The sequence below is a fragment of the Nonomuraea sp. NPDC049419 genome (assembly GCF_040676995.1).
Lineage (GTDB): Bacteria > Actinomycetota > Actinomycetes > Streptosporangiales > Streptosporangiaceae > Nonomuraea > Nonomuraea salmonea.
This window is the reverse complement of the sequence record NZ_JBFAQB010000027.1, coordinates 57161-71427: the sequence shown is the minus strand read 5'-3', so window position 1 is coordinate 71427 and position 14267 is coordinate 57161. Positions and strand designations below refer to the sequence as shown.

The window sequence follows — 14267 nt, the reverse complement described above, 5'->3', positions numbered from 1 at the left end:
GTGATCGTGGATGACGATCCCATGGTGCGTACGGGGCTGCGGCTCATCCTGGGCGGCGAGGCCGACCTCGACCTCGTGGGCGAGGCGGCCGACGGCAGGCAGGCCATGACGGTGATCCGCGACCTGCGGCCCGACGTCGTTCTGATGGACATCCGGATGCCTGAGCAGGACGGGCTGACCACCACCGAGCTGCTGCTGCGGCAGGCGTCGCCGCCCCGGATCCTGGTGCTGACCACGTTCGACGCCGACGACATGGTGCTGCGGGCGTTGCAGCTCGGCGCCAACGGGTTCCTGCTGAAGGACACTCCGCCGCCGAAGATGATCGAGGCGGTGCGTGCGGTGGCCAAGGGCGAGCCGGTGCTGTCGCCGACCGTGGCCCAGCAGGTGATCGCCGCCGCCACCGGCCGCTACGAGCCGCGCCGCCCCGACGCCGCCCGCGAGCTGGCCGAGCTGACCGAACGCGAGCGGGAGGTCGCCGTCGAGGTGGCCAGGGGCAGCTCGAACGCGGAGATCGCGCGTGATCTGTCGGTGAGCGTGGCCACCGTCAAGGCCAACATCACCCGCATCTTCGCCAAGCTCGGCACCGACAACCGCGTCCACGTCGCCATGAAGGTCCGCGACGCCGGCCTCCTCTGACCGCCTGCCGGCTTCTGGGGCAGGACGGGTCCCCGAGGCCCATAAAGGCGTGCGGCGCATTGGGCTATCGGTGAATGGGGTCATGCGGGCGTGTGTGGGCCTCGTGGGCGCGGCTGGACGGGCGTGGGGGTCCTTGGAGGGGCGCGGGAGCATGGGTGACGGGAGTCGGTGACGGCGCCGATGACGGGATTGGGTGACGGGTGGGTGGGGCTTGGTGGCGGGTTAGCGGGCTTTGGCTAGCAGCAGGGCTATGTCGTCGCGGTCGGTGCTGGGGCGTTGGGCGCGGACGATCATGTCGCAGATGCGGTCGATGCCCAGGGGTGGGCCGGTCAGGAGGCCGCGGAGTTTGGCCAGGCCCTCGTCGATGTTCCACTCGCGGCCTTCCACCAGGCCGTCGGTGTAGAGGGCGAGGAGGCCGCCGGGCGGGAGGGCGAACGTGGCCAGGTCGAAGGTGTCGGTGCCGACGCCGAGCGGCGGGCCGGGGGTGACGGCGACGATGTCGGCGGTTCCGTCGGGCTGGACGAGCATGGGCGGGAGGTGCCCGGCGCTGGCGATCTCCACGGTGCCGGTGGTGCGGTCGTAGCGGGCGTACGCGCAGGTCGCGATCTGGTCGAGGTCGAGCTGCTGGGCGACCCGGTTGAGGCGGTAGAGCAGCTCGGCGGGGTCGAGGTCGAGGCTGGCGAGGGTCTGGGTGGCGGTACGGAGCTGGCCCATGGTGGCGGCGGCGCGTACGCCGTGGCCCATGACGTCCCCGACGACGAGGGCGGTGCGGTCGGCGGCGAGCGGGATGACGTCGAACCAGTCGCCGCCCACGCCGGTCAGGTCGCCGGCGGGCAGGTAGCGGTAGGCGACCTCCAGGCCGGGCGGGGCGTTGAGCCCGGTGGGCAGCAGGCTGCTCTGCAGGGTGAGGGCGGTGCGGCGTTCCCTGGCGTACAGGCGGGCGTTGTCGATGCAGATGGCGGTGCGCGCGGCCAGTTCCTCGACCAGCGCCACGTCACCGTCCTGGAACGGCTCGCTGCACGGCTGCCGCACGAGGACGAAGAAGCCGAGCACGTTGCCGCGCGCCAGCAGCGGGGCGACGAGGAACGAGCAGCCGGCCAGCGACCTCGCGATGACGTCGCGGCCGAACGCCTTGGCGATCTCGTCGGCGACGCTCTGGTCGAGGCGGGGCACGAGGACGGTCCTGGCGGTCGCCATGGCCTGGCCCTGCGGGAGGAACGGCGGGTAGACGGCGACCTCGTCGACGGGGAAGGCGGTGTCCCAGTCCCACGGGTTGTCGACGGCTACGGCCGTGGCGACGCGGCGGACCAGGGCGGAGCCGTCGGTGGGGCGTACGGGGAACTCGCCTTCGGTGATGAGGCGTTCCTGCACCATGATGCCGCCGGTGTCGGCGCAGCGGGGCACGGCCACGTCGAGCACCTCACGGCAGGTTTGTGCCAGGTCGAGGGTGCTGCCGATGCGGGTGCTCGCGTCGTTGAGGAACGCCAGGCGTTCTTGGGAGCCGGCGGCGCCGTCCAGCCGTAAGTCGGCGCGCGTGCGCGGATCTTTGATCAGGAACCCCGATGCCACCGACGTAGGCCCTCCGTGTGATGTGGATCACTTCCCTGCCGGTCCGATCAGGATAGAGGGAGATCTGCGGATTGCCTACGGACATGGGGTTTCGGGCATGACGACGCCCCGCCGACGGGCGGGACGAATCAGACCGCAGCGGAGCCGCGGGACGACTCAGGCAAGGGTCGAGTCAGGTCGCCAGGGGGGCGGTGCTGCGGCGGATGATCAGGTTCGTGGCCAGTTCGATGCGGGTGCCCGAAGGTCCTCTGGGGTGGGTGAGCTCCTCGTGGACGAGACGGACGGCCTCGTTCGCCATGTCGTCCAGTGGCTGACGGACGGTCGTGAGCGGCGGCGAGAGCATCTCGCACAGGGTCGAGTCGTCGAAGCCGACCACGGACAGGTCCTCGGGCACGCGCAGGCCGCGCTCCGTGGCGGCCTGGTAGACGCCGGCGGCCTGGAGGTCGTTGCCGGCGAAGACGGCGGTGGGCGGGTCGTCGCGGTCGAGCAGTTCGCCGCCGAGGCTCTTGCCGCCGTGGACCATGAAGTCGCCGTAGCGGGTGAGCGTGGGGTCGGGTTCGATGCCGAAGGTCCGGTGGGCGGCCAGGTAGCCCTCGTACCGGTCGAGCGTGCACTGCGTGTCGAGCGGCCCGCCGATGAAGCCGATCCTGGTGTGTCCGAGCTCCAGCAGGTGGGTGGTGGCCATGACGCCGCCCAGCCAGTTGGTGGCGCCGACGGTGGACAGGCGGGGGTCGCGCTGGCCGACGGGGTCGAGCAGGACGAGCGGCACGTGCAGCAGCTCTTCGATGGCGGCGATCTCGCGCTGGTCGGCCCGGGAGAGCACGAGCACGATGCCGTCGGTGTTGCGCTTGCGCACCATGCCGATCCAGCGGCGCAGGTCGAAGTCGGCGCGGTAGGAGGAGGTGACGACGAGGGAGAAGCCCCAGCGGGCGGCGGCCTGCTCGGCGCCGCTGATGAGCACCTGCGCCCAGGGCGAGCCGAGGCCGTCGATGAGCAGGTCGATGACGCCGACGCGGGGCTTGGTCGGCGGGCGCGGCGCCTCGTAGCCGGAGGCTCTGACCGCTTCGAGCACCTTGTCCCTGGTGGCGGCGGAGACGTGTTTCTTGCCGCTGAGCACTTTGGAGACCGTCGGTACGGACACTCCGGCGGCCGCGGCGACGTCGGCCAGCGTGGCTCGAGGCACAGGACCTCCCGTTTGCCGTGGCACCGCCGCTGGGCGGCACCGGCGAAGTTACAAACTTTCGGAAAACCGCCGGACCCGAGGCGGCCCGCTGACCAGGCGGGATTCCGCCATGTGAGCGGGTTATTGACAGGGCCGCGAGCCGGACCCTACCGTAACAGCTCGGCAATGTCACGAGCGTTTTTCGGTAACTTGCCCAGAAAATTTCCGCCGCTAGGGAAGTCGCGAGGGGTCATGCCAGCACTTGTTGATCCGCCGGAGCCGGAGATCGCCCGCCAGCGGGCGCGGCGGGTCGAGGAACTACTCGCCGGCATGTCACTGCGGGAGAAACTCGCGCAGCTCGTCGGCGTGTGGCTGAACGTCAACAGGAAGAAGGGCGTGGTCGCGCCGCTGCAGGACTCGATGCAGGGCGAGGACCTCGGATTCGAGGACTTCGCCCGCGACGGCGTCGGCCACATCACCCGCCACTTCGGCACCACGCCGGTCGAGCCGGAGGCCGCGCGCAAGACGCTGGCCGAGCGGCAGCGGTGGCTGCGCGCGAACACCCGGCTCGGCATTCCGGCGATCGCCCACGAGGAGTGCCTGACGGGCCTGGCGGCGTGGCGGGCCACGACCTATCCGGCGCCGCCGGCATGGGGCGCGTCCTTCCACCCGGAGCTGGTGGAGGAGATGGGCCGGGCCATCGGGTCCGGCATGCGGTCGCTCGGCGTGCACCAGGGGCTGGCCCCCGTCCTCGACGTGATCCGCGACCAGCGCTGGGGGCGGGTCGAGGAGTGCGTGTCGGAGGACCCGTACGAGGTGGCCACGGTGTGCGCGGCGTACGTACGCGGGCTGCAGTCCGCCGGCGTGATCGCCACGCTCAAGCACTTCGTCGGCTACTCCAACTCCCGCGCCGGCCGCAACCTGGCTCCCGTGCACGCGGGCGCCCGCGAGGTGGCCGACACGCTGCTGTTCCCGTTCGAGGTCGCGGTACGCGACGCCGGCGCCGGCTCGGTGATGAACTCCTACGCCGAGATCGACGGCATCCCGATCGCCGCCGACGACCACTACCTGACCGGCGTGCTGCGCGACACGTGGGGCTTCGACGGCACGGTGGTGGCCGACTACTTCGCGGTCGCGTTCCTGCACACCCTGCACGCCGTGGCCGAGGACGCCGGTGACGCCGCCGCGCAGGCGCTGACCGCGGGCATCGACGTCGAGCTGCCGACCGGGGTGACGTACCTGGACCCGCTGCAGGAGGCGGTGACGGCGGGCCGCGTCGACGAGGCGCTGGTCGATCGGGCGCTGCGGCGGGTGCTGCGGCAGAAGGCCGAGCTCGGCCTGCTCGACGACGGCTACGACCCGGAGCCTCAGGGCGAGGTGGACCTCGACGACCCGGTCTCGCGGGACGTCGCGCGCCGCCTGGCCGAGGAGTCGGTGGTGCTGCTGACCAACGACGGCGTGCTGCCGCTCGGCGACGCCGCGGGCCGCAAGGTCGCGGTCGTCGGGCCGAACGCGGACGAGGTGGCGGCGCTGTTCGGCTGCTACTCGTTCGTCAACCACGTGCTGCCGCACTTCCCCGACGCCGAGACCGGCATCAACGCGCCGACCCTGCTGGAGGCGCTTCGCCAGGAGCTGCCGCAGGCGCACATCGCGACCGAGCGCGGCACGGGGGTGGACGACGGCGATCGCTCGGGGATCGCCGCCGCCGCCCGCCTGGCCGCCGATTCGGACGTCGCGATCGTCGTGCTGGGCGACCGCTCGGGGCTGTTCGGGCGGGGCACCTCGGGCGAGGGCTGCGACGTGGAGTCGCTCGACCTGCCGGGCGCGCAGCAGGAGCTGGCCGACGCGGTGCTCGCGACCGGCACGCCGACCGTGGTGGTGCTGATGACCGGCCGCGCGTACGCGGTGCCGGGCATCGTCGAGCGCGCCACGGCCGTCGTGCAGGCGTACTTCCCCGGCCAGGAGGGCGCGGGCGCGCTCGCGCGGGTGCTCAGCGGCGCGGTCAACCCGTCCGGTCGGCTGCCGATGAGCCTGCCGCGCGGCACGGCCGGCCAGCCGTACAGCTACCTGCATCCCAAGCTCGGCGGGGCGGGCTCGGTGAGCAACCTCGACCCGGCGCCCGTGCTGCCGTTCGGCCACGGGCTGAGCTACACGAGCTTCGGCTACTCCGCCTTCACCGCCGACGGCGAGGTGCCGGCCGGTGAGACGATCCGCTGCGCGGTGACGGTGACCAACACCGGCGACCGCGCCGGCGCCGAGGTCGTGCAGGTGTACGCCTCCGACCGGATCGCCTCGGTCACCCGGCCGCTGGCCCAGCTCGTCGGGTACGCCCGGGTCGAGCTGGCGCCGGGACAGTCGGCGCGGGTGGAGTTCGCGGTGCCGGCCCGCCTGCTGTCGTTCACCGGCCGTGACGGGCGGCGCGTGGTCGAGCCGGGTGAGGTCGGCCTGTCCGTCCGCCGCTCGGTCACCGACGTGGTGGAGGAGCGCACGGTGCTGCTGACCGGCCCGGTCTACGCGTGCACCGGCGACGAGCCGCGGCTGACCACCGTCGTCGTGATGGCCGAGGAGCGCTGAGCGTGGACCGCATGGAGGCGTTCAGGCGGCGCGTCGGCGGTTTCGCCTTCGGCGGCGACTACAACCCCGAGCAGTGGGACCGCACGGTGTGGAAGGAGGACGTCCGGCTCATGCGGCAGGCCGGCGTCAACACCGTCAGCCTGGGCGTCTTCGCGTGGGCGTCGCTGGAGCCCGAGCCCGGCAGGTACGAGTTCGGCTGGCTCGACGAGGTCATGGACCTGCTGCATGACAACGGCATCAGCGTCAACCTGGCCACGCCCACGGCGGCGCCGCCCGTCTGGCTCACCCACCTGCACCCCGAGGTGTTCCCGATCAGGGAGGACGGCCAGCCGTTCGGCTTCGGCAACCGGCTGCACTACGACCCTTCGTCGCCGATCTACCGCGAGTACGCCGCGCGCATCACGACCAAGCTGGCCGAGCGCTACTCCTTCCACCCGGCGCTGGCGATGTGGCACATCAGCAACGAGTACGGGCCCACGTCGTACGGCGAGGCCGCCTCGGTGAACTTCCGCCACTGGCTGCGCCGCAAGTACGGCACCCTCGACGCGCTCAACGAGGCGTGGACCACCCGCTTCTGGGGCCAGGTCTACACCGACTGGGAGCAGGTCGATGTGCCGCACATCCCCCGTACGTGGATGAACCCCACCCGCCGCCTCGACTTCAAGCGCTTCACCTCCGACGCGCTGCTGGAGTGCTACATCGCCGAGCGGGACATCGTGCGCTCCTTCCGCGACGACATCCCGGTCATGACGAACTTCATGCGCTTCTTCCGCCACGCCGACTACTGGAAGTGGGCGCGTGAGGAGGACGCCGCGGCGCTCGACATCTACCCCAACCCGGCCGAGGCGGACTCGCACGTGTCGGCGGCGTTCAACTACGACCTGTTCCGCTCGCTCAAGGGCGGGCAGCCGTGGATGCTGATGGAGCAGGCGGCCAGCGCGGTCAGCCAGTGGAAGCTCAACATCGTCAAGGAGCCGGGACGCATGCGGCTCGGCTCGCTGCAGGCCGTCTCGCGGGCCGCCGACTCGGTGATGTACTTCCAGTGGCGGGCCGGCAGGGGCGGGCAGGAGCGCTTCCACTCGGCGATGCTGCCCCACTCGGGGCCCGAGTCGCGGACGTTCAAGGAGGTCACCGACCTCGGGCGGGAGATGAAGCTGCTGGCGCCCGTCGCCGGCACCCGCTCGTCGGCCGACATCGCGATCCTGTTCGACTGGGACGGCTGGTGGGGCCTTGAGGAGGTCTTCGGCCTGCCGCGCAACGACTGGAGCTACACCGACACGGTGATGCGGCACTACACACCGCTGTGGGAGCGGCACCACGCGGTGGACGTGGTGTCGGCGTCGTCCTCGCTGGACGGGTACAAGGTGCTGGTGGTGCCGAACGCGTACCTGATCGACGACGCGGGCGCGGCCCGCATCAAAGCGTTCGCGCGCGACGGCGGCACCGTCATCATGTCGTTCTTCTCCGGGGTCGTGGACGCCGACAACCGGGTCAGGCCGGACGGCTACCCGGGCGCGTTCCGGCGGCTCATCGGCGCGAAGATCGACGAGTACTGGCCGGCGCGGCCCGACGAGTCGTTCACCGTCGAGTTCACCGGCGAGTCCACCGGCGAGTTCGCCGGCGGGCGGCGGGCCACCTCCACCTGGTGGCGCGACGACCTGCACCTGGAGAGCGGCACGGCGCTGGCCACGTACGCCGACGGGCTGCTCGCGGGGCGGGCGGCCGTGGTCGAGAACCGGTTCGGGGCCGGGCGGGTGGTCTACTTCGCGACGCTGCTGGAGCAGGAGGCGTTCGGCGAGACGGTGGCGCGAGTCGTCGCCGAGTCGGGCGTGCGCTCCCGCTTCGAGGGCGTGCCCGCGCACGTGGAGTGCTCGGTACGCGGGGACGCCGCGCACGAGTACGTGTTCCTGCTCAACCACAGTGCCGAATCGGGCGTGTCCGTGCCCGTGGGAGGGGAGGGCACGGATCTGCTGACCGGGCGGCCGGTTTCCGGCGAGGTGTCCCTCGACCCGCTGGGCGCGGCGGTCGTCCAGCTCGCCCGCGGCTAGGCTCGCCGGGCCGGCACAGGGCGTCGGCGACCGCGACCGCCGACGCCCACGGGGCGGGCCGCCTCCCACCCGTCCACCACCCATCCGCCGCCCGCCCGGACGGGGCGGGCGAGCCGGAACTCCGGCGACTCGGGCAGGGATGCCAGCACCTCCCCACCCTCCGGAGAGGCCGCGCCTTGAGGCGAGGGGTCGGGGCCGGTGGGGGCCGAGGTGTCGTGGTCGCTGGTCATGCGGGCTGCTCCAGCCAGGCGTCGACGCCGGCCCGGAGGGCCGACTTGAGGGGGTCGGGGGCGAAGGAGGCGTCGATGCCCGCGCGGGCCAGGGCGGCGAGGTCGGCGTCGGTGAAGCCGTGGACGTCGCGCAGGCGGGCGTACTCGTCGGCCAGCGCCGTCTCCCCGTCCGTGTTGACGGTGACGGCGAGCCCGGCGGCGCGCAGCCGGGGCAGCGGGTGGTCGGCCAGCGACGGCACGAGCCCGAGCAGCACGTTGGAGGTGGGACAGACCTCCAGCGGGATGCCGCGCTCGCGTACCTCCGCCACCAGCAGGTCGTCGTCGAGCACCCGGATGCCGTGCCCGAGCCGTTCGGCGTGCCCCACGTCGAGCGCCTCACGGATGCTGGCCGCCCCCGCCGACTCCCCCGCGTGGTGCACGAGGTGCAGCCCGGCCTGCCTGGCCTCGTCCAGCACGCCGGCGAACGGGGCGAGCGGGTGGCTCTCGTCGCCGGCCAGCCCGATGCCGATCACCTCGTCGTGCCGAAGCGCCAGCTCGTACGTCCGCCGCAGCCGCTCGACGGGCCGCCGCCTGGAGTGGTCGAGCAGCACCCGGCACTCGATGCCGTGACGGGCCCGCCCCTCGGCCAGCCCGTCGAGCACGGCCTGCAACGGCATCCCGGGCTGCCCCACCCGCTCGCCGTGGGCGGCGGCGGTGAACGTCACCTCGGCGTAGCGGGTGCCCTGGGCGGCCTCGTCGGCGCAGAACTCCAGCGCGACCCGGCGGAAGTGATCGGCCGTGCGGAGCAGCCCCCGCACCTGGGCCCGCTGGTCGGCGAACTCCCTGAAGGTGCGGAACACCCCCTCAGGACCGGGCTCACCGCCCAGCTCCCGCACGGTATCGGGACGGACGGTGCTCTCGAGGTGCACGTGCAGGTGGGCCTTGGGCAGGGCGCGAAGATCTCTCACGTGCCCCCACGATAGACAGCCGCCGGCACCGGCCGCACCGCATTATCGCCAGGTCAGACGGCCGGTCGCTTGGTCAGGCGCATCTTGGACTGCTTGTGCGGCGAGCGTTCCCAGTCCTCCATGAACGTGGCGGTGAAGCCGTAGGAGGCGGCCAGGGCGGCCAGCGTCTCGGTGCGGTAGTAGAAGTCCTCGCGCAGCACGTGGTGCTCCTTGCCCTCGGTGCGGTCGAAGGTGAAGTCGAACCACCCGCCTGGCTTCATCACCCGTCCCACATGGGCGAAGCACTCCTCGATGACGTGCAGCGGCGAGTGCGAGAACACGCTGTGGGCGTGCACCACGTCGAAGTGCGCGTCGGGCAGGAACGCGAAGCGCAGGTCGCGTACGGGGGTCAGGTGGGGCAGCTTGTCGGCCAGGCCGTGCCGGACGAGGGTGTCCTGGGCGGCCATGAGGATGTCGGGCGAGATGTCGATGCCGTAGTAGTTGCCAGTGTGCAGGTAGTCGATGAACAGGTGGCCGGCTCGCAGGTTGCCGCAGCCGATCTCCAGCATCCGGCACTCGGGCTTGAGCCCGTGCTCGACGAGGTAGTCGAACTGCATGCGGCCGAGTGCCAGCCAGCGCTTGTGGGTGTGGGAGCCTACGGCGCCCTCGGGGTCGCGGGCGGTGTCGGAGCGCATGACGGCCCGGTAGTAGGCGACGTGGTCCCGCGTACGCAGCCTGAACCACGTGTCGCGGGCCAATCGCCGCAGATGGGGCACGATCTTGTGCGGATGCTTGATCGCGTACGTCGCCTGGTGGACGAGGCTCGAACGGGAGCGTTTCACGCCTTGGAATCTAGGCCGACGGCCCCGGCCCTCATAGGGCTGTGGCGACACTCTTGATGAGCCTTTGGCGCAGCCTTTCTCCGCGGCCAGGCCATGTGGCGGCGGGCTCAGCTCAGGTAGTCGCGCAGGGCCAGGGAGCGGGACGGGTGGCGGAGCTTCGACATGGTCTTGGCCTCGATCTGGCGGATGCGCTCGCGGGTGACGCCGTAGACGCGGCCGATCTCGTCGAGCGTCATCGGCTTGCCGTCGTTGAGGCCGTAGCGCATGCTGATCACCCCGGCCTCGCGCTCGGAGAGCTGGCCGAGCAGGGCGCGCAGCTGCTGCTGGAGCAGCGTGAACGAGACCGCGTCGGCCGGCGAGACGGCCTCGGTGTCCTCGATGAGGTCGCCGAACTCGCTGTCGCCCTCCTCGCCGAGCGGCGTGTGCAGGGAGATGGGCTCGCGGCCGTAGCCCTGGATCTCGACGACGCGGTCGACCTCGAGCTCGCAGTCCTGGGCGATCTCCTCGGGCGTGGGTTCGCGGCCGAGGTCGCTCTGCAGGCGGCGCTGCACCCGCACGACCTTGTTGATCAGCTCGACCATGTGGACGGGGATGCGGATCGTGCGGGCCTGGTCGGCCATCGCCCGGGTGATCGCCTGCTTGATCCACCACGTGGCGTACGTGGAGAACTTGAAGCCCAGCCGGTAGTCGAACTTCTCGATCGTCCTGATCAGGCCCAGGTTGCCCTCTTGGATGAGGTCGAGGAAGAGCATGCCGCGGCCGGTGTAGCGCTTGGCGATGGAGACCACCAGGCGCAGGTTGGCCTCCAGCATGCGCTGCTTGGCCCGCGTGCCGTCCTCGGCGATCCACTCCAGGTCGGCCCGCAGGTCGTCGGGCAGGCCCGGCTCGGTGTCGAGCCGTTCCCTGGCGAACAGCCCGGCCTCGATCCGCTTGGCCAGCTCGATCTCCTGCTCGGCGGTGAGCAGCGGCACGCGGCCGATCTCCTTGAGATAGGCCTTGACCGAGTCGGCGCCGACGGTGGTGACACCCTCGGCGGTGCTGTCGTCGAGTTCGAGAACCTCTGCTGCTTGGGACAAAACCTTCTCCTCGCTCACGTACGGCACGAACGACATCCTAAACTTAGGTCGCGCCTAACTTTAGGCTCCCTCGATAGAAGAGTCAACCTAAAATAAGGTTGAACCTAAATTTTTGTGTAAGACTGAAGCTATGAGCATCGACACCTTGGGCTTGAGGGAACAGAAGAAGCGAGAGACCAGGCAGGCCATCTCTGACCACGCTACCCAACTGTTCCTGGAACGTGGCTTCGACCGCACGACGATCGCCGACATCGCCGCCGCCGCGCGGGTCGCCAAGATGACCGTGACCAACTACTTCCCCCGCAAGGAGGACCTGGCGCTCGACCACCACGAGGAGTTCGTGGCGGGCCCGGCCGCGACCCTCGCCCGCCGGCCCGACGGTGAGCCCGCGCTGGCGGCGATGCGGCGGGAGTACATGGCCGCGCTCGAGCGCCACGACCCGGTGATCGGCTTCACCGGGCCCGCGTTCGCCCGCATGATCGCCGAGAGCCCGACCCTGGTCGCGCGCCTGCGCGAGCTGCACGACCTCAGGGAGGAGGCCCTCGCCGAGCGCCTCACCGCCGAGGCGCCTGACGACCCGATCGGCGCGCGCGCGATCGCGGCCCAGCTCGCCGCCGCCGACCGGCTGCTCTTCCGCGAACTGCAGTCCCGCATGCTGACCGCCCCGGACGGCGACCCGCTCGACGGCATCGCCGCCGAACTCGCGGAGATGGCCCACCGCGTCTTCGACCTCCTGGAACCCTCGCTCGGCACCGCGGCCATCCGCTGACCACCCCGCGCGGCGGTGTGGTGGGTGGCCTGAGGACGGGGGCCGCTCGGGCAGCGGCCGTGCGCGGGGCCGTGGCCGGTCAGCCGGCCAGCTCTTCGCCGTAGGCGGCGGCTTCGCCGAGGAGGTGGCGCCAGGTTTCCTCGTCGGGCTGGGCGAGGCCGACCCACTCGCGCATGCGGCGGCCGCCCATGCGCATCTCCTCGGCCGTGCCGTCCTCGACCAGGGCGGCCGCCCGCGGAGCCGGGAGCTTGACCACCACCCGCCCTCGCGATCTGGCGTAGAAGGCGTAGACGCGTCCCCTCACCTGCAGCCCCTCGGAGTTGAACATGCGCCCCATCCGCACCCCCGGCCGGGCGAGGTGTTCGGAGACGAGGTCCTCGTAGAGCTCCTCGGCGGTGGCCATGCGATCTCCCCTTCGTATGGGCGCCGGCCGGCCCCCGGCCGTGTGCACGCCGAGGTCCAAGATTTCACATGCCACCGACAAAAGCCCGTGCGGGCCGGGGCTTTCAGTGCGGCAGGCCGGACTCGGCCGCGCGCAGCTCCCGCAGCGCCGCGCGCAGGTCGGTGACCAGCTCCCAGGCGTCGGGCACCATCTCCCTGTCGGTGACGACGCCGACGTCCAGCGAGCCGTCGTAGGAGAAGGCGGTGATGTTGACGCCGCCGCTGACGTCGGTGATCACCGAGACGGGGTAGTGGGCGAGCAGCCGGACGCCACACACGTACAGGGGGAACTGGGGTCCTGGCACGTTGGAGACGATCAGGTTGATCGGCGGCGCGGCCTGTCCGACCAGGTCGAACGCCGAGCGTGAGGCGAGCCCCATGAGCGCGGCCGGCATCGACTCGCTGAACTCGCGCAGCCACCGCGCCGACGCCGGCGCGAAGCGGTCCTTGATGCGCTGCATGGAGTGCCGAACGTGGTACAGCCGCTCCACCGGCTCCGCCAGGTGCACGGCGAGCGGCGCGGTCATGATGGCCACCTGGTTGCCCGCCTCCCCGCCGCCTTCCCCGCCGCCTTCCCCGCCGCCCTTTCCGCCGCCCTCCTCCGGCCGTACCGAGAACGGCACCCCGGCCACCAGCGGCCGGCCCGGCACGCCGCCGTGAGCGGCCAGCCACCGCCGCAGCGCTCCCGCGCACACGGCCATGACGACGTCGTTGACCGTGACCCCGAACGCCTTGCGCACCTGCTTGATCTCATCCAGCGGCAGCGAGACGAACGCGAAGCGGCGGTGCGCGGAGACGGGGCCGCTGAACGGCGTGCGCGGCGGGGGCAGCGTGGGCAGATCGGGCACCTGGCCCGCACCGGCCAGGCGGCGGGCGACGGCGGAGACGGCGCCGGCGCCGGGCAGCCGGGACAGGACGGGGATCTCATCGAGGTGCGGGACGGCCTGGGCGGCGAAGCGTACGGCGTGGGCGGGGTTGGCGGCCAGGCGGGCCAGGCCGCGCACCACCATCTCGGCGCTGCCGGGCGGCGGCGCGTCGTGCTCGGGCTCGTCGCTGGGCGGCGGCGCGGGCTCGGGGCCGACGTCGAGCAGGGCGGCCAGCACGTCGGCGCCGCCGATGCCGTCCACCGCCGCGTGGTGGATCTTGGTGTAGAGGGCCGTACGGCCGCCGGGCAGGCCGTGGACCAGGTAGATCTCCCACAGCGGGCGGTTCCTGTCGAGGCGGCGGGGGTGCAGGCGGGCGACCTGCTCGGCGAGCTGCCGGTCGTCGCCGGGCGGGGGCAGGCCGATCTCGCGTACGTGGTAGTCCAGGTCGAGATCGTCCTCCTGCCGCCAATACGGGTGGTCGAGCCCCAGCGGCACGGCGGCGAGCCTGCGCCGCAGGGCGGGCACGTACGGCAGCCGCCGTTCGAGCAGATCCTGCAGGTCGGCGCGGTGCAGGTGGCCGTCCAGCACGGCGAGCCCGGCGATGTTGGCGACGTTGGTGGCGGTCTCGAAGTGGAGGAACTGCGCGTCCAGGGCGGAAAGCTGCGGCATCGTCACACCTCCGCCCCGAACGCAATCACTGTGCGCCGGTCACTTCAAGAGCGGTCGTCGTCGCGTCCGGCTCGGCGAAGGCCAGCAGCCGGAGCCCCTCCTCCTCCTCCACCTGCCCCAGGTCGGTGGCGACGAACGGGCTGATGAGCAGCCTGGCCTTCTTGCCCGAGCGTTTGATCTGCCAGGTGCCGGCGGCGAACCCGTCCACCAGGTAGACGGCACCGGTCATGACCTCGCGCATGCCGCGCAGCCCGCTCCAGGTCGCGACGTCGGCGGGGGTGGCGGGGCCGTCGAAGCGGCGCGCGGCGGCGGCCAGCCCGAGGTACGGCGGGCGCGGCTCCTGCGCCTGCAGCCCTGCCGGCCGGTGCACGACGTCGGCCACGTCACCCTCGTGACGGGACAAAAGATGCTGGCGAGTCAGGGTCGCACGGTTGAGGTCGCGCAGGGTGAGCATCTACA

General features: G+C 71.8%; 13 protein-coding genes. 4 read left to right on the top strand and 9 right to left on the bottom strand.

Annotated features, from left to right (window positions below):
• The first annotated feature begins 6 nt into the window (after positions 1-6).
• Positions 7-636, top strand: a complete 630-nt coding sequence (locus tag AB0K12_RS43850) for a response regulator transcription factor (protein WP_364574455.1) — start codon at positions 7-9, stop codon at positions 634-636.
• 222 nt (positions 637-858) lie between these two features.
• Here AB0K12_RS43850 and AB0K12_RS43845 read toward each other — a convergent pair whose 3' ends face one another.
• Entirely contained in the window at positions 859-2205 is a 1347-nt protein-coding gene (locus AB0K12_RS43845) for a GAF domain-containing SpoIIE family protein phosphatase (protein ID WP_364574453.1), read from the bottom strand.
• Positions 2206-2377: 172 nt separating this feature from the next.
• Entirely contained in the window at positions 2378-3388 is a 1011-nt protein-coding gene (locus AB0K12_RS43840) for a LacI family DNA-binding transcriptional regulator (RefSeq protein ID WP_364574451.1), read from the bottom strand.
• 231 nt (positions 3389-3619) lie between these two features.
• Between AB0K12_RS43840 and AB0K12_RS43835 the strand changes: the two genes are divergently transcribed.
• Both AB0K12_RS43835 and AB0K12_RS43830 read left to right on the top strand, forming a co-directional pair.
• Positions 3620-5941, top strand: a complete 2322-nt coding sequence (locus AB0K12_RS43835; RefSeq protein ID WP_364574449.1) for a glycoside hydrolase family 3 N-terminal domain-containing protein — start codon at positions 3620-3622, stop codon at positions 5939-5941.
• A gap of 11 nt (positions 5942-5952) precedes the next feature.
• A complete protein-coding gene (locus AB0K12_RS43830) occupies positions 5953-7989 on the top strand; it encodes a beta-galactosidase (RefSeq protein ID WP_364574520.1) in 2037 nt (678 codons plus the stop codon).
• On the opposite strand, the gene AB0K12_RS43825 is transcribed toward AB0K12_RS43830, so the two are convergent.
• The 4 genes from AB0K12_RS43825 to AB0K12_RS43810 form a co-directional block, all read right to left on the bottom strand.
• Positions 7986-8219 (bottom strand): hypothetical protein, encoded by a 234-nt coding sequence (locus AB0K12_RS43825; RefSeq protein ID WP_364574447.1) that lies wholly within the window; start codon positions 8217-8219, stop codon positions 7986-7988. The genes AB0K12_RS43830 and AB0K12_RS43825 overlap by 4 nt on opposite strands.
• The gene (add, locus tag AB0K12_RS43820) at positions 8216-9166 is read right to left on the bottom strand and encodes an adenosine deaminase (protein ID WP_364574445.1); all 951 of its coding nucleotides are present in this window, start codon (positions 9164-9166) and stop codon (positions 8216-8218) included. The genes AB0K12_RS43825 and add overlap by 4 nt, the downstream gene beginning before the upstream one ends.
• 53 nt (positions 9167-9219) lie before the next feature.
• Positions 9220-9987 (bottom strand): class I SAM-dependent methyltransferase, encoded by a 768-nt coding sequence (locus tag AB0K12_RS43815; RefSeq protein ID WP_355419379.1) that lies wholly within the window; start codon positions 9985-9987, stop codon positions 9220-9222.
• 107 nt (positions 9988-10094) lie between these two features.
• Positions 10095-11090 (bottom strand): RNA polymerase sigma factor, encoded by a 996-nt coding sequence (locus AB0K12_RS43810; protein WP_364574442.1) that lies wholly within the window; start codon positions 11088-11090, stop codon positions 10095-10097.
• Between the two features lie 103 nt (positions 11091-11193).
• Here AB0K12_RS43810 and AB0K12_RS43805 point away from each other — a divergent pair, with 103 nt between their 5' ends.
• Positions 11194-11832, top strand: a complete 639-nt coding sequence (locus tag AB0K12_RS43805; protein WP_364574440.1) for a TetR family transcriptional regulator — start codon at positions 11194-11196, stop codon at positions 11830-11832.
• 79 nt (positions 11833-11911) lie between these two features.
• Here the strand turns inward: AB0K12_RS43805 and AB0K12_RS43800 are convergent, their stop codons facing one another.
• From AB0K12_RS43800 to AB0K12_RS43790, 3 genes are all read right to left on the bottom strand, one after another.
• The gene (locus AB0K12_RS43800; RefSeq protein ID WP_345403895.1) at positions 11912-12235 is read right to left on the bottom strand and encodes a hypothetical protein; all 324 of its coding nucleotides are present in this window, start codon (positions 12233-12235) and stop codon (positions 11912-11914) included.
• 103 nt (positions 12236-12338) lie between these two features.
• The gene (locus tag AB0K12_RS43795; RefSeq protein WP_364574437.1) at positions 12339-13808 is read right to left on the bottom strand and encodes a wax ester/triacylglycerol synthase family O-acyltransferase; all 1470 of its coding nucleotides are present in this window, start codon (positions 13806-13808) and stop codon (positions 12339-12341) included.
• Positions 13809-13833: 25 nt separating this feature from the next.
• Positions 13834-14262 carry a hypothetical protein gene (locus tag AB0K12_RS43790; protein WP_364574435.1) on the bottom strand — a complete coding sequence of 143 codons (429 nt, stop codon included), beginning with the start codon at positions 14260-14262 and terminating at the stop codon, positions 13834-13836.
• Positions 14263-14267: the final 5 nt, after the last annotated feature.